The sequence below is a fragment of the Anaeroplasma bactoclasticum genome (genome assembly GCF_003550015.1).
Classification (GTDB): domain Bacteria; phylum Bacillota_I; class Bacilli_A; order Acholeplasmatales; family Anaeroplasmataceae; genus Anaeroplasma; species Anaeroplasma bactoclasticum.
Genome location: NZ_QXEV01000005.1, coordinates 1 through 15,199, shown reverse-complemented (window position 1 = coordinate 15,199; position 15,199 = coordinate 1). Strand labels below are relative to the sequence as shown.

The following is a 15,199-nucleotide window of genomic DNA, read 5'->3' as shown; positions in this document are numbered from 1 at the left end:
AAAGCCCGCTAGCTCTGCTACATTCCCATACTTTAATCTTACTATTTAATATGCTACAATATTAATGTTTTGTGAGGATTCAGTTATGGATAATATATTAAATTTAAAAACATATAATAAATATTTAAACCTAATAAATGAAGGATTAGTAATCATACCAGATAATAAATTATCATCATTAATAGATGATGTAAATAATGCATATCGAGATAAGCCTATAATGAAAAAGAATGAGGTACATGAGGTAACCCTAAAAGCAGGAAAAAAGGTGAGAATTACCTCTCGTGGATCCCTAAGAGATATAGAAATCGATGGCATAACCTATGATTCAATTGAACAAGCAGCTTGCTCTATATATGACCCATATAGCAGCTACCATGACCTATATCATGAAATAAGAGAAAACGTATATGAATTTACTCTAATTCCCATAGTAGATCCTCGTACAGATTCAATAAGATATACAATATCAAAATACTCTAAAGGTCTAGAAAAATACTTTGACCCTAAAAAGGTAATAAAGGCAGTATATACAATAGATAATATACTATTCTATGTAAAGGATAATGATGATATCCTAAGAAAACAATACTTTAAAATAGGTGCTATAAGCCTAAATGATGTCCTACCCCTAATATGTAAAAAATATACAGAAAGAAATGGCACAAATAAAGAATTCTACCTAGCATTCTTTATCCAGGATGAAGATTTACCATTTACAATAGGGGCATGCAAAGAAGATTTTTATTGCCTAAAGGATATCCTAAACAAAATATCATTTAAAGGAACAACTCCTCTAAAATATATGCTATTTAGACAATTATCAGACTCACCAAACCTAAAGCTAAAGGAAAAGGAAAAGCTTGCTTACTCCATCCAAATGCAGCTAACATGCAAAAATAAAAAAGAGCTATGCAATGAACTGGATATAACCTTAGATGATTATGATACAATGATGGAAAGGCAGCTATTAGATATAAAAAACCAAAAAGGCAAAACCATCACAAGACATCATATAACAAAATATTTACACATAACTGAAAATGTAAATGAGCTAAAATTCTATGAAAAAACGAATCTTTTATGGAAGGTAAAATACAATGACATACCAGATTCAATATAATACCAAAACCTCACAGGCAATCCTACAATCCCTAATACTACTATTAGACAATGTAGAGCTAACCTATGAAAAATTTGCGGAGGTATCAGAGCTATCCCAAAGAACCTATAATGAAATACTTCATGATCTAGCAAATCTAATAGAAAAAATAAACCTAGGTGAGCTACATAAATACACCTATGATGTAATCGCTAGGGGAACCTCCTACAAAACCTATTCCTATAAGCTATTAACCTGTGATACACAAGATTTCGATTATTACAACCTATCAGATGAGGAAAGAATCAAATATTCTCTATGCATAGTATATCTAAAGCTAATAAACCATCACTATGTAAGCTATGATTCTTTAGCAAAAATATTACCAGACTTTAAAAGAAAAACATTCTTCTATACAATAGAAAAGCTAAAGGAAATTGTATCCGAAGACTTATACAAGGATGAATTTCAATCCTATGTCATAGAGGATTTTGATGAATAAAAAAATGCAATTACTCACTAATTGCATTTTTTACATTATCTATAAGCTCACTTGTTAAAACAACATCTAAATCATCATCTAATTCTTTGATTTCCTTATCACTAGGAAATCTTTTTTTATTAAATAAGGCATCAATCCTACCAATTCTTGCAAACTCTAAAACAATCCCTAAGGCATCACCATTAATACCTAAAAGACCATTTAAATCAATATATCTTTTATTATCCTTAAAATAAATAAATCCCTTTTCCTTTAAGTCTTTATAATAATTCTCTCTAATCTTAAAGGTAAATGATTTCATCTCATACCCAGCATAAATATAACAGCTACTATGATTCAGCATATAATCAATAGAAACCTCGAAAAAATCAGCTAGCTGCTTAAGTGTTGCAGTAGATGGGTCCCTTGTTTCATTTTCATATCTATTAATTGAATTATGATTAATACCAATTTGAGTTTCTAAGCCTCTAATTGAATATCCACGTTCCTCACGTAGCTCCTTAAAACGATTCATAAACTATCACCATGTTCATTATAATCCATTAAAAAATAAAAATCAACAATTTGCCTCCATTTTGGTTGCAATGGTGTTGACAATAAGGTGGCAATGATGTAAAATGAAATTGCCTCCAAAGAGGTGGCAAAGGAGAAATAGCATGGATAAAGAGAAAATAAAGGAAGATTTTATAAACGCCTTTGGGCATGAAAAATGGGATGAAGAGGAAATGCTTGAAAGACTTATCCCAATTCATAAGGAATTAGCAGAATACTTAAATGTTCCAATGATACCAGTGGTGGTAGAGGATATAGAAGAGGACTCAAGATTTTATTTTAAGGAACAATTTATTGTCATCTCTAAAAGAATGCTAAAGGATTTTAATGATGCAGTGAAATCATTTGTCCATGAGGTTAGGCATGAGTTTCAAATATTATGCTGTATAACAGATAAATATGATAATAAAGTAAACCCAAAACTATTATTACAGTGGATGAATGAAATCCCCTATATCCTAACTCCAGTAAATATTCAGGATGAAAATTCTATGAATAAATATTATGCAATGTCCTTAGAACTTGATGCTCATGCATTCTCTAAATGGTATTTGAAGAAGTATTTAGGAATAGAAACTCATTTTCCAAATAAGGATTATGACAAAATAATAGATAAATATATAGAAAAATATATTAACAAATAAGAATAAAAGGATTATTATCCCTGAGCCTTCCAAGCCGTTTTTTACTATTAGGCTAAAGGAGGAGATAGGATGAATAATAAGTTAATTATTTATTTAGTATATTTATTAAGGCTTAAGGATATGAAAATCATAAATGAAGAACAATATGGAAAATTAAAAATGCATTTTTATTGTAAGTTTAAGTAAGAAAAGGAGAAAGTAAAATGGTAGTAGAAAAGATAAAGGCAACCCCAACATTATATGGTAGAAAGCAAGAACAGACACAAAAGCTAAAGGTAGCAGCTTATTGTAGAGTATCTACAGATACAGAAGACCAAATGAATTCCTATAACTCTCAAATGAGCTATTACAAGGATCTAATTACTAAAAATAAAGAATATGAATTTGTTGGAATCTATGCTGACCCAGGAATTACTGGTACCTCAACCGCTAAAAGAGAGGAATTCCAAAGAATGATTGCGGATGCAAAAAATAAGAAAATAGATTTAATTTTAACAAAATCTATCTCTAGATTCGCAAGAAACACCCTAGATACCCTAAAGTATGTAAGAATGTTAAAGGAGGTTGGTGTTGCAGTTAAATTCGAGGAAGAAAACATTAATACAGTTTCTATGGATGGAGAATTACTTTTAACCATCCTATCCTCAGTTGCTCAACAGGAGGTCCAAAATATTTCAGCCAATGTAAAGAAGGGCTTAGATATGAAAATGCAGCGAGGAGAGCTAGTAGGCTTTAATGGCTGTCTTGGCTACAATTATGATATTGAAAAGAAAACCTTGACGGTAAATCCTGAAGAGGCAGTAGTAGTTAAATATATATTTAAAAGATATATCGATGGTCTTGGTACTCACATGATTGCGAAGGAATTAATGAAGCTAGGATATAAAACCAAAAAAGGAAATACCCGTTGGAGCTCCTCAACTGTAGGTGATATTCTAAAGAATGTTAAATATAAAGGAGACCTAGTATTAGGTAAAACCTATACCCTAGATCCAATATCTAAAAAAAGATATGATAACACCGGACAATCAGATATGTATTATATTAAAAACCACCATGAGCCTATTATCGATTCTGATACCTTTGATTTAGTCCAAGAGCTTATAAAGAAAAAAAGAGACTACGCATTTAGAAGAAATCCAGAGGATTATGATTTACCAAGAATGCCATATAAAAGAAAATATGCCTTTACTGGCCTAACCTATTGTAACTATTGTGGCTCTAGATTAATGAAAAGAGTAGTATTTGCTGGAACTAGGAATGAAAAACAGGTTTGGTGCTGCTCTAACCATATAAGAAACGGAGCCCCTGCCTGCCCTGATGCTAGAAACATAGAACAAAAGGTTATTGAAGAGGCCTTTGTAAAATCATTTAATATGCTGGCTAAATCAAGTGCTAAGGACATAGATGAATTTATAGGTGAGGTATCATTTGCTCTATCAGGGAAGGATTATACAAAAAGGCTTAAGGAAATTAGTGAGAGAAAAAATAAAATAGAGCGTAAAAAGAATAATCTACTTGAAATGAGATCTGATGATCTTATTACAAAGGAAGAGCTATATCAAAAAATGTCTAGCATTAATCAAGAGCTTGAGGCATTGAATAAGGAAGAGGCTGAAATTAATTCCTTAGATAAATCAAATAATAGCTTTAGAGAAAAGGCTATGGATTTTAAAAATACCCTAATGAATTCTAATTTGCTTGAATCCTTTGATAGAACTATTTTTGAATCATCAGTTGATAGAGTAATCATTGGAACTGATAGTGACTCTAACGGAATTACATTAGTATATAAGCCAGAATATAGCACTGATGAAAGAAAATTTGATGGAAAATATGGTCCAATCAATTTTAATATGATAACTCACTTTTGTTGTGAAAATGCCGAAGAAACAAATGATGCGCTAAAATATATAAATTCTGACATGAAGGAGATGTTTACCTTTAATTTGCCATATGAGCATTTTACATTCTTACCAGATAGTGAGGGCTATAGTACTGCGAAGGTCTTGAAGCACACAGTTCCAGTTAGAATAATGATGGCCACAAAGTAGAGTGCCAAGTGTCAGTGCCATGTGTGGTGTATGATTGGCACTAGAAAGGATGAAAATGGATATTAAGGATAGATTATTAGAATTATTAAATGAAAAGGGATGGACAATAAATAAGCTTGCATATGAGGCAGGATTAACAGCCTCAACCGTATATTCCATAGTGAATAATGGTAATTCCCCAACAATACAAACCCTAGAAATTTTATGTGAAACTCTAGGAATAGGAATTGGTGACTTTTTTAATGACACCTTTGACCTATCAAGTGAGGAAAACACATTGCTTTCTAATTACAATACTCTATCTGAGGGGAATAAGAAAATTGTCCAAAATATTACATTACATATATCCGAATGGAAATGATTACGAAATAGCGTATATACTATTACGATATATCGTTCACTAAAATTTTAAGATCAATTTATAATAGCCTGGTAGTGAGGTGCATTTTATGTCTAATACTGCCAGGCTTAAATTTTATAGTACAGTAGAGGCTAAGAGGATAAATTGGCTTTGGCAGCCCTATATCGCATATGGAAAGCTAACCATCATTCAGGGTGACCCAGGAAGTGGAAAAACAACATTAGCCATTCTTTTAGCATCAATACTTTCAAATGATGAATCAAGTATAAAAATAGAAGGTCTAACAAACAACAAAATCAATATCGTATATCAGACTGCAGAGGATGGTATAGAGGATACAATCAAGCCAAAGCTAGATAAATTTATGGCAAATTGTAATAGGATATCCTTCATAGAAAATGAATCCTACATTGATTTATCTAATGAATCTATAAGAAAAATAATAGAGATATCTAATGCTAAACTATTAATATTAGACCCGATTCAATCCTTCTTAGGTAAAGGTAAAAGTATATTACAGGTTTCAGATATAAGACCACTTTTAAAAAATCTAGTGACGATAGCGAATGATACAGGCTGTGCGATAGTTTTAATTGGACATTTAAATAAAAGTGAAAGAAGTAAGGATTTATATAGAGGACTAGGAAGTGTAGATATTGCTGCTATAGCTAGAAGTGTTTTATTTGTAAAAAAATCAGAAATAAGCCCAGATATAAGAATCATATCTCAAATAAAAAATTCACTAGCCCAAGAGGGATGCCCTAAGGCATTCAAGCTTATGGATAATGGAAATATTAACTGGCTAGGAGATTACCTAGAGGAAGAATCTCCTCAGGATTTTGATGATACTACTATTGCCAAGGATTTAGTCATAGATTTCTTATCTGATGGTAAAAAGCCAATCTCTGATATACAAAGCCTAGTAAAGCCTTATATATCTAGAAGAACATTATTTAGATTAAAGCACCAGCTAGATATAAAAACTGAAATAGAAAATAAAATTTGCTATTGGAAATTATAGGAGTAAATTATGGCAACTGAAGAGGAAAAACAAAAGGTCAGGGATAGACAAAAGGGCTATAGACAGGATGAAATCGTAGTAATAAAGGCTAAAGAGCCAGTATCCCTAAGAGATACAAGAAGTGAATTAAGAGTATGTGCATACTGTAGAGTATCTACAGATAATATAGAACAAACATCATCCTTTGAGTTACAAAAGCTATATTATGAGGAATATATCTCTAAGCATGATAATTGGAAAATGGTAGATATATTTTCAGATGAAGGAATATCTGCAACATCCCTATTGCATAGAGATGGCTTCAAAAGGATGATAGAGGAATGTAAGAAGGGGAGGATTGATTTAATAGTAACGAAATCGGTATCTAGATTTTCAAGAAACGTTGTTGACTGTATTGATACAATAAGAATGCTAAAATCACTTAATCCTCCAGTAAGAGTATTCTTTGAATCAGAAGGAATAGATACTGCAGATTCAACATCGGATGTAATGCTAAATATTCTAGCAATATTTGCCCAGGAGGAATCTCATACTAAATCTGAAATTATGCAGTGGTCAGTGGATAACCGCTTCGCAAGAGGTAACTTTTTAACCCCTAGATTATTTGGCTATAAAATCGATAAGGATAAGCCAGACCGCTACATCATAGTTGAAGAGGAGGCTGAAATCATCAGGCTAGTATTCTCTATGTATGTTACAGGCTATTCACCAAATGAAATTGCAGATACTATGATGCGCCTTGGCTATGTTGCCAATATTAAAGGAGAATACAAGTGGACTTCAGCCACAGTAAACAACATTCTATCTAACGAAAGACGAAGTGGAATGATTATCGCAAGAAAAACTTACACTCCAGATTTCACTACCCATAAGGTAAGAAAGAATGTTAACCAAAGAAATAAATACCAAATGGTGAACCATCACGATGGTATAGTCGCAAGGGATATATACAACGAAGCCCTAAGAATAAAGGAGCTACGACGCCATAGAAATTATGATATCATACCATCCCTATCTGTAATAAAGGAAGGGGCTTTAAAGGGCTTTGTCCCTGTATCCGTAAAATATTCAGGCTTTACTATAGATAATTATTTATTCGCAAGTGACTTTGCCTATGAATTAGATTCAAATGGTAATAGAAGAGAAGAAAAATCAAAATCAATTGATAAAAATAGGCTATCCGCCTTCGATTTAACAGGCTTTGAAAAGGTAGATTCTCAACTTCTAGCATCCTATGAAAGACCAATTCTATGGTTTAGTAATAATAAAATGTATTTCAATAGAGCCTGTATCGATAAAATGAATGGTGCCCATTATATAGAATTATTATTTGAACCAAGAGAAAAGCTACTCGCAATAAGAAGCTCAAAATCAAACCACCAATTCGCGATTAAATGGGTAATCGATAAGGATGATAAGCTAACTCCATCTACTAAAACCTCATCAGGAATATCTGAAATCTTATTTGATACTATGGAATGGGATAATAGCCTAAGATATAGAATGTTTGGAGTTAAAAGGCAAAAAAATGATGACATAGTAGTCCTATTTGATCTAAATAATGCAGAAGCATTAAAAAGAGAGGAATATCAAATTATAGATACAAATGAAATCAAGCATAAAACCATATCCTTATATGATGATTATTACATGAATCATTTTGGTAATGACTTTTATCAGGATATTTATTCAATGAGGCTATATTTAATGGATGTATTCAAAAAATGGAATCTGGATGCCAATCTAATCTCAGTTGAAGGTGATACTGAATGGATAACTATTGCCAAGCAAACTGTAGATAAGCATCTAGCTAAGCTAATGGAGGTTGAAAATGAGCAAGGATGATTTAATTCTAAAAAAGGAAGATATTGATGGAGATGAGGATGTAGATGAGGTTGAAGAATTCAGCTTTAACGGCTACCAGGTAGTAAGAAGAGAATTCTATGCCCATACCTTTGATGCGGCAATAAGCTTTAAATATGATAGCTTCACCTTTAATACAGCCTGTATCAATAAGCTAGATACAATGTATGTCCATCTTTTAGTAAATCCTACTGAAAAGAAAATGGTCATAAGGGGCTGTGATGAGGATGCTAAGGATGCAGTTAGATGGTGTCGATTCAACAAAAAGCTAAATAAAAGAATGCCAAGAAAAATCCTATGTCGCTTGTTTGCTGCTAAGGTATATGATTTATTAAACTGGTTTGGAGATTATAAATATAAGCTTCAGGGTAATATAGTAAAAACCCCAGAGGAAAAGCTTATTGTATTTGATTTAACTGAGACAGAGGTTTATTCACCAGTAGATAAGGATGGTGTATCAAAGGGGCAGGTATTCTTCCCAGAGGATTGGAAAAACTCCTTCGGTATGTCTGTTGAGCAGCATCACCAATCTCTAGTTCTAAACCTACTAGATGGCTACCAACGCCTAGAGGTTCAGCAAAAGCGTCAATCCCACGGAAGAAGAATTACTAATGATTCTATTAAGGCAAAGGATGGTACTAAATAATGACTGATCTAAGAAGAATCACAACCTCCTTAAGCTATAGTGGAGTCATAAGAATTTCCATAACAACCCTAGAGCTTTTAGGCTACCCTAAGGATTTATTACTTTTAATTAATGAAAAAATGCACAAAATAGCCTATGAGCCCTGTAGTGATAAGGACAAAAGAAAAATAAATATCAAATATTCAGATTCAACAATTAATAATGGAAGAATAATTAATTCCTATCGTTTTACAAAAAAGGTATTTCAAATCGAAGGCTGGGATACCAAATATAGGTATCAAATTCCAGGAAAATATATAGAAGACAAAAAGGTAGTAGTTTTCAATTTAAAGGAGGCTCATCCGGTCAAAAATAATACCTATAGTGATGATGAGGATGAGGACCTTCTATACGATATAAATATTTAAGGAGAAAAGAAAAATGGAAGAAAACATTATGGAAATGGATATTGATCCAGTAGATATTATTATTCAAAAAAGAGAAGAAATGAATATAAGCCCTAAGCAGGTTGCTGAAGCCATAGGTATTAGTGAGGAGTATTATAAAAAAATAGAAAAGAAGATAGCTCCTATTACAGAGGTATCCGCAGAAAAGTTATCTGCATTCTATCAAACAAATATAAGAACTATCAAACGAGATCGTCATGCTATTAAACCAAAAAGATCCTATAAAACTAAACAGGATGTCATACCAAAAAGAAAGCCTGAGGAGCCAGACTTTGCAGAACCACAATATAAGGTTTTAAATAGAGAGCTTAAAAGACAAAATAAAATTTTAGCTCAAGAGGTAATACGCTTATCCAATATTATTGAAAAAATATTAACTATAGGAGAGACAGTAGATGAATATACTCCAGGCCTAATGCCATCTGAGGAGGAGTAATATTTATGGCTGATGACTTTAGAATATTAAGATTAAAAAGAGAAGAAAGAGGATACACTCTATCTAAGGTTGCAAGCGACATAGGAGTTTCAACATCAATGATATGCAAGCTTGAAAAGGGAGTAACCTCCTTCACTAAAGAAGTTGTTGATAAGCTAAATAGCTATTATGGAATAAAGCTAGTCCCCTTAAAATATAAATGCTCATTAACTGTATATACCGATAGAAAGGATTGGTATATGAAAATAAATGATGAGCTAAAGGAAAAAAATAAAAAGCTTATTAATAGAATCAATGAACTAGAAAAAGAAAATAGAAAGCTTAAGCTAAGAGTCAATGCAGTAGAAAAGGCAGTATCAGGTAATTATTCAATGGCTTATAGGCCTATCAATAAAGCAAAAGAATCAAATGATATTTAATAATTCATAAAAGAAAGATTTTGTATGAAATATTTATTACATTGCTCAATAAGCCTTTAAAAAATTGGACATTTTTGTTATAATTTTAACGATTGTGATTAAAAATATAACGATGTTCAATTTTTTTATTTTAATAATACTAAAATGATTTTTGGAAAAGAGGTAATTAGATATCATGCCAAAATATGAAGTTGAAATAACAGAATATCTTCAAAGAAGAATAACAGTAGAAGCCGAAAGTGAAGCTGATGCAGTCTCTAAAGTTGAAGAAAATTATAATAACGAAAAAGAAGTATTAGATTATAGTGATCATACTAAAACTGAAATAGAAATATATAATCCTAATAAATTTAAATCTAAATTGGATTTATTAATGGAAAGAATAGATAAATTTAATAAAGATAGAGATTGGGACCAATTCCATACACCAGTTAATTTAGCTAAATCTATATCTATAGAAGCAAATGAATTACTTGAATGTTACCAATGGAATGATAATGCTAATATAGAAGATGTAAAAGAAGAATTAGCTGATGTAATGAATTATTGTTTACAAATGTCTATGGTTCTAGGAGTAGACCCAATAGACATTATGAATAAGAAAATGGATAAAACTGAAAAGAAATATCCTATAGAAAAGTCAAAGGGAGTATCGACAAAATATAATAAGTTATAGATTAATATAAGCAAAAAGGCGTTTTCGTGAAAAGCTGTAAAAGAAATCTATAAATAAACGCGCATAGTAAAATTTAAAGTTGTAATTATGGTAATAAAATTATTAAAATGATATAATATAAAATGTATATTATATCGTATTGTTTTGTATTAGAAAATCTAAAAGGAGGATAAGAGTATGGAGAATGTTTTTGAAAAATATACAAATGAATTTTTAACATTTAAAGACTATAAGAATAATGGACTAAATGGAATTGCTCTTTATCCTGCTATGATGATTGATGAAATGCAAAAATGTATATTGGAAGAAATACTAAAAATTTATGAAAAAAAAGAAAATTTAGTGTTGCTTGATCCTTTTCATGGAGCAGGAACAACATTATTAATAGCAAAACAATTGGGTGTTAATTCAATTGGCTTTGACATTAATCCATTGGCTAATTTAATTACAAAAGCAAAACTATATGATTATGATAGAGATGAATTAATGTCTGATAAGAATAAATTGTTTGATATGTTGGATTCTAATATTAGATTTCACTTACATAGTTTTGACAAAATTGATAAATGGTTCAGATTAGATATTATTGAAAAGCTATCTAAAATAAGATTTTGCATAATGAAGATTGAAAACAAGTTCAATAGACTTATATTTTGGACAATTTTTTCTAATGTTGTACGAAAATTTTCTAATTCTAGATCGTCAACATTTAAATTGCATATGAAGGAAAAACAAAAAATAGATTTAATGACAGATAATGTTATATTTGAGTATAAAAAAGAATTGGAGGACGCATTAACAAAGTTATCTTATGATGCTTGTTCTGTGAGCACTCAATTGCTTTGTGGCGATTCTTTAAAACTTCTTGATAGTATTAAAAATGAATCTATTGATATAATTTGTACTTCTCCACCTTATGGGGATAATTCTACGACTGTTACATATGGACAGTTTTCTAGTTTGGCTTTGCGATGGATTCCAAGAGAAGATCTTGATGGTTATGCTGCATCGGTAGACTATAATTATTCGTCTATTGATAAATTAAGTTTAGGTGGCAGCAAACGTAAACCATCAAACAATTTAGTATATTTGAATGAATATTTAGAATTGATTTCTAAATCAAAGCAACAAAAAATCATTAATTTTACAGAGGATTACATTGACGTCTTTGAAAAATTATCATCTAAAATAAAAAAAGGTGGATATATTATTTTTACAGTAGGAAATAGAAAAGTTGATAATCAATTATTCCCTTTTGTAAAAATAAATGATGAGCTTGCAACTATGTATGGTTTTTCAAAAGTGACAGAGTTAAAGAGAAGTATACTTCGAAAGAGAATTGCAAAAAAAGTATCAAGCGTTGATTCTAAAGCTGTTGAGTCAATGTCTGAAGAATATATATTGATTTATAAAAAGGAAGGGGAAAATCAAAATGCCTAATTTTTCTTTTAAGATATCTGCTAGGTTAATGAGTCATCTTGGAGAAGCTCTTATTTCAGATGAACTAGTGGCATTGCTTGAATTAATAAAGAATTCATATGATGCTGATGCCAATCGTTCTATTATTAATATAGACACTAATTTCATTAACGAGTACGGTCAGGGCAAAATAGAAATATTTGATGATGGAAATGGAATGTCATTGGATATTATTGAAAATTCTTTTTTGAAATTGGCTACTGATTATAAGGTGAAAACTCAAAAGGTTTCCCCAAAATATAATAGAATGTCTTTAGGTAATAAGGGTGTAGGTAGACTTTCATTACAAAGACTAGGAACTTACGTAAATGTTTTAACAAATGACGGGGTTACAGAAAGTTATTTTAATATAGATTGGACATTGTTTAATGATGATGTTGATATTCAAAATATACAAATTCCTGTTAATACAAATGATGTACATGTACTAGAAAAGCATGGGACAAAAATGACTATTTATGGAATAAAAAATATTGAGTTATGGAAAGACAAAGATACTTTTCCAAGATTTAAAAATGAAATTATATCAATGTTAAATCCCTATGAAGATGGTGAAAGTAAATTTTTGATTGATTTTTCGTTGGATTCATTTAGATTTGCCTCAGACAAATATGATGTAAAATTGATTGATAAATTGGCTGATTCGGTTGTAAGTTTCAATTTTGAAGCCAAAACCTCTAAACTTTACATTAATATTACGAGAAAGAAAAAATATGCCGAATATCGCTTTGCTGAAACGAAAAAAAGATATGATGATCTTGGTTTTGATTTAGAAGAAATTGATGATTCAGCAAAGTACAGGAATTTAATTGATTCTTATGAGATTGATTTAAACAATATCTCCCAAAGCTATGGTAAAATTAAAAATAACATTTTAATTAAAAGTTCAATTGATGAATGTAAGAATAGTAAAAAAATCAGCAAAAATATTTTTCTTCCTGGAGATTTTGAAGGAAAGTATTTTGCATTTGATAAAACTCCTGGAAAATTTTCTGCAGAAGAAAAAAAATTCTTGGAAAATATCAATGGTGTAAAACTATTTAGAAATAATTTTAGAATTTTGCCATACGGAAACAAGAATTATGATTGGTTATCTTTTACTAAGTATAGTCAAACAATTTCTGCAAATATTTATAAGGCACATTCAGTGGCGGGATATATTTACATAAATGGAGAAGAAAATCTTTTGAAATTACAAGAAATGACAAATAGACAAGGACTTTTGGAAGATAATTATGGAAAAAACTTTTTGACTATTTTGCGAGATATTATCACTAAAATAATTGTTGATTCTGACAATAATTTTAGAAATGATTTTAATGCAAATTTTGAGCAAATAAGAGATGCGAAAGAGGGGGATATTGTCTATATCCTTGGCGGAAAAGTTTCTTTAACGAAAAGAGAAAATCATGCAGAGATTATTATGCAAAATGCAACGGAATTAAGTGAACAAACAAAAGAATCTATATTCGATACAGAAGAAGTAGCGAATTTAAAATCTGAGATTAAAAGGCTTACTTCCTCTATAACTAATAATGCCAATAAGATTCAAATGACAATTTCTTCTGAAAAGAAAAAAATTAATGAAGAAGAAAAATTGTTAGAAAAATATAAGATTGTTATGGCTAATTCTATTGTGGCAGAAAGCTTGGCTCATGAGATTTTAAAAATAGCTATTAAAACAAAGAATTGTGCTCAAAGCATTCGTAAAGAAGTATTGAAAAAAGATATTAATAGTCAAATTGTTAATGCTAATGTTGATATGATTACCTCTTCCATGCAATTTTTACAAAGAAACGCGTCAATCTTAGATTCGAATTCATATATTAAAAAAGCAAATTTTGAAGAAGTAGACATTAAAGAATTGCTGGAAAACATAAAAGATACCTTTCCACTATTTTCTTCTGAATTAGATAATACTTGTTCGATTGTGTTGACGGGTGAGTCTTTTATGGCTGATATAATAAAAAATAATTTTGTTGTAACTATAGAAAATTTGCTTATTAATTCAAAGTATTGGCTTGAAAAAAATGAAATTGATAATCCAACCATTAATATTCATATTGATGGTAGAAAAATAATTCTTTATGATAATGGAATAGGAGTATCAAAAGATGTTGAAAATAATCTATTTGAAGCGTTTGTTACTGCTAAGCCAGATTCTGAAGGAAGAGGTTTAGGATTATATATATCTAGTCAATTAATTAACGAAATTGATGGAAGCCTAACACTTGATGATGAAAGAAATATTTATGGAAATAAATATAAGTTTGTTATTAAACTATAACGGGGAAGATTATGGAATTAATAGATGTAATAAAAAAGTTTAATTTTACAAATATTGTTGTTCTTGATAATGAAAATTATTTTAGTAAAAAAGTTGGAGAAGTTATAAATGATACACTAGAAATATATCAAAGAATAATAGATAAGTTTGGGATTGATGTCTTAAAAAAAGAAATAACTGAATGTGATGCTGAGCTATTTGAAATGTTATCGCCATATGTTGAATATAATCCATATGATAGTATTGATAGAATAAAGAATGATGTAAATTTTAAATATATTTCATCAATAGATCAATTTGATATAAATACTATAAATAACGGTAATGTTTTGTGGTTTGTTGATATTATGATGAATATCCCATCATATAATCATATTAATGTTTTGTATAATTATTTTTGCTAAGTTCAAACAAAAAGTTGGTAAATAGACATCAATAATGTAAAAATAGAGTTTATACTTCAGTCAAAGTGAGGTATTTAACCATGACATTAGATGATTTAAAGAAATTAACACCCGTAGAACTAGACTTTATATCTGCACATATTTATAAATTGGTAAAGGATAGAGTAACTGAAGACACCAAGAATGAAGAAAACTTTAATCATGATCCAGATTGTTGTCCGCATTGTGGATCTCTTTCCTTCATTAAATATGGCTTTAACAAAGGAAAGCAAAAATATTACTGCAAAGACTGCAATAAATTTTTTTC

Annotated in this window: 17 protein-coding genes and 1 pseudogene; 17 read left to right on the top strand and 1 reads right to left on the bottom strand. The window is 30.2% G+C overall.

Annotated elements, in window-relative coordinates; translation table 11 throughout:
* Positions 1-85 precede the first annotated feature (85 nt).
* Together EI71_RS03360 and EI71_RS03355 are read left to right on the top strand one after the other, a co-directional pair.
* Positions 86-1,123, top strand: a complete 1,038-nt coding sequence (locus EI71_RS03360; protein WP_119015845.1) for a hypothetical protein — start codon at positions 86-88, stop codon at positions 1,121-1,123.
* Complete coding sequence (locus EI71_RS03355; RefSeq protein WP_119015844.1) at positions 1,101-1,604, top strand: hypothetical protein; 504 nt, start codon at positions 1,101-1,103, stop codon at positions 1,602-1,604. Before EI71_RS03360 ends, EI71_RS03355 begins: the two co-directional genes overlap by 23 nt.
* A 10-nt stretch (positions 1,605-1,614) precedes the next feature.
* Here EI71_RS03355 and EI71_RS03350 read toward each other — a convergent pair whose 3' ends face one another.
* The gene (locus EI71_RS03350; protein WP_119015843.1) at positions 1,615-2,118 is read right to left on the bottom strand and encodes a helix-turn-helix domain-containing protein; all 504 of its coding nucleotides are present in this window, start codon (positions 2,116-2,118) and stop codon (positions 1,615-1,617) included.
* A gap of 142 nt (positions 2,119-2,260) precedes the next feature.
* Between EI71_RS03350 and EI71_RS03345 the strand changes: the two genes are divergently transcribed.
* The 15 genes and pseudogenes from EI71_RS03345 to EI71_RS03280 form a co-directional block, all read left to right on the top strand.
* Complete coding sequence (locus EI71_RS03345; RefSeq protein ID WP_119015842.1) at positions 2,261-2,800, top strand: hypothetical protein; 540 nt, start codon at positions 2,261-2,263, stop codon at positions 2,798-2,800.
* A 203-nt stretch (positions 2,801-3,003) separates the two neighbouring features.
* Positions 3,004-4,854: a recombinase family protein gene (locus EI71_RS03340; RefSeq protein WP_119015841.1), complete on the top strand. Its 1,851-nt coding sequence runs from the start codon at positions 3,004-3,006 to the stop codon at positions 4,852-4,854.
* A gap of 55 nt (positions 4,855-4,909) precedes the next feature.
* Entirely contained in the window at positions 4,910-5,215 is a 306-nt protein-coding gene (locus tag EI71_RS03335) for a helix-turn-helix domain-containing protein (RefSeq protein WP_211321019.1), read from the top strand.
* 88 nt (positions 5,216-5,303) lie between these two features.
* Entirely contained in the window at positions 5,304-6,236 is a 933-nt protein-coding gene (locus tag EI71_RS03330) for an AAA family ATPase (protein WP_119015839.1), read from the top strand.
* Between the two features lie 9 nt (positions 6,237-6,245).
* The gene (locus EI71_RS03325) at positions 6,246-8,081 is read left to right on the top strand and encodes a recombinase family protein (protein ID WP_162849723.1); all 1,836 of its coding nucleotides are present in this window, start codon (positions 6,246-6,248) and stop codon (positions 8,079-8,081) included.
* Positions 8,068-8,745: an integrase gene (locus EI71_RS03320; protein WP_119015837.1), complete on the top strand. Its 678-nt coding sequence runs from the start codon at positions 8,068-8,070 to the stop codon at positions 8,743-8,745. The genes EI71_RS03325 and EI71_RS03320 overlap by 14 nt, the downstream gene beginning before the upstream one ends.
* On the top strand, positions 8,745-9,152 hold the full coding sequence (locus EI71_RS03315) for a hypothetical protein (protein WP_119015836.1): 408 nt from the start codon (positions 8,745-8,747) through the stop codon (positions 9,150-9,152). Before EI71_RS03320 ends, EI71_RS03315 begins: the two co-directional genes overlap by 1 nt.
* Positions 9,153-9,165: 13 nt before the next feature.
* Positions 9,166-9,627, top strand: a complete 462-nt coding sequence (locus EI71_RS03310; RefSeq protein ID WP_119015835.1) for a helix-turn-helix domain-containing protein — start codon at positions 9,166-9,168, stop codon at positions 9,625-9,627.
* Positions 9,628-9,632: 5 nt separating this feature from the next.
* Positions 9,633-10,046 (top strand): helix-turn-helix domain-containing protein, encoded by a 414-nt coding sequence (locus EI71_RS03305; protein ID WP_119015834.1) that lies wholly within the window; start codon positions 9,633-9,635, stop codon positions 10,044-10,046.
* Positions 10,047-10,221: 175 nt separating this feature from the next.
* Positions 10,222-10,350: pseudogene (locus EI71_RS10530) on the top strand (DpnD/PcfM family protein); the annotation flags it as partial.
* A gap of 57 nt (positions 10,351-10,407) precedes the next feature.
* Positions 10,408-10,722, top strand: a complete 315-nt coding sequence (locus EI71_RS10525) for a nucleotide pyrophosphohydrolase (RefSeq protein ID WP_342769484.1) — start codon at positions 10,408-10,410, stop codon at positions 10,720-10,722.
* A 177-nt stretch (positions 10,723-10,899) separates the two neighbouring features.
* Positions 10,900-12,162, top strand: a complete 1,263-nt coding sequence (locus tag EI71_RS03295; protein ID WP_119015832.1) for a DNA methyltransferase — start codon at positions 10,900-10,902, stop codon at positions 12,160-12,162.
* Positions 12,155-14,488, top strand: a complete 2,334-nt coding sequence (locus EI71_RS03290; protein ID WP_119015831.1) for an ATP-binding protein — start codon at positions 12,155-12,157, stop codon at positions 14,486-14,488. Before EI71_RS03295 ends, EI71_RS03290 begins: the two co-directional genes overlap by 8 nt.
* An 11-nt stretch (positions 14,489-14,499) precedes the next feature.
* The gene (locus EI71_RS03285) at positions 14,500-14,892 is read left to right on the top strand and encodes a hypothetical protein (RefSeq protein WP_119015830.1); all 393 of its coding nucleotides are present in this window, start codon (positions 14,500-14,502) and stop codon (positions 14,890-14,892) included.
* An 80-nt stretch (positions 14,893-14,972) separates the two neighbouring features.
* Positions 14,973-15,199, top strand: a 227-nt coding sequence (locus EI71_RS03280; RefSeq protein WP_147387551.1) for an IS1 family transposase, incomplete at its 3' end; no start/stop codon positions are given.

Excerpts from the sequence above, each read along its gene's own strand:
- EI71_RS03350 (WP_119015843.1), bottom strand. The coding sequence starts at position 2,118 with ATGAATCGTTTTAAGGAGCTACGTGAGGAACGTGGATATTCAATTAGA.
- EI71_RS03325 (WP_162849723.1), top strand. The coding sequence starts at position 6,246 with ATGGCAACTGAAGAGGAAAAACAAAAGGTCAGGGATAGACAAAAGGGC.
- EI71_RS03335 (WP_211321019.1), top strand. The coding sequence starts at position 4,910 with ATGGATATTAAGGATAGATTATTAGAATTATTAAATGAAAAGGGATGG.
- EI71_RS03355 (WP_119015844.1), top strand. The coding sequence starts at position 1,101 with ATGACATACCAGATTCAATATAATACCAAAACCTCACAGGCAATCCTA.
- EI71_RS03320 (WP_119015837.1), top strand. The coding sequence starts at position 8,068 with ATGAGCAAGGATGATTTAATTCTAAAAAAGGAAGATATTGATGGAGAT.
- EI71_RS03310 (WP_119015835.1), top strand. The coding sequence starts at position 9,166 with ATGGAAGAAAACATTATGGAAATGGATATTGATCCAGTAGATATTATT.
- EI71_RS03285 (WP_119015830.1), top strand. The coding sequence starts at position 14,500 with ATGGAATTAATAGATGTAATAAAAAAGTTTAATTTTACAAATATTGTT.
- EI71_RS03295 (WP_119015832.1), top strand. The coding sequence starts at position 10,900 with ATGGAGAATGTTTTTGAAAAATATACAAATGAATTTTTAACATTTAAA.
- EI71_RS03330 (WP_119015839.1), top strand. The coding sequence starts at position 5,304 with ATGTCTAATACTGCCAGGCTTAAATTTTATAGTACAGTAGAGGCTAAG.
- EI71_RS03360 (WP_119015845.1), top strand. The coding sequence starts at position 86 with ATGGATAATATATTAAATTTAAAAACATATAATAAATATTTAAACCTA.
- EI71_RS03305 (WP_119015834.1), top strand. The coding sequence starts at position 9,633 with ATGGCTGATGACTTTAGAATATTAAGATTAAAAAGAGAAGAAAGAGGA.
- EI71_RS03315 (WP_119015836.1), top strand. The coding sequence starts at position 8,745 with ATGACTGATCTAAGAAGAATCACAACCTCCTTAAGCTATAGTGGAGTC.
- EI71_RS03290 (WP_119015831.1), top strand. The coding sequence starts at position 12,155 with ATGCCTAATTTTTCTTTTAAGATATCTGCTAGGTTAATGAGTCATCTT.
- EI71_RS03345 (WP_119015842.1), top strand. The coding sequence starts at position 2,261 with ATGGATAAAGAGAAAATAAAGGAAGATTTTATAAACGCCTTTGGGCAT.
- EI71_RS03340 (WP_119015841.1), top strand. The coding sequence starts at position 3,004 with ATGGTAGTAGAAAAGATAAAGGCAACCCCAACATTATATGGTAGAAAG.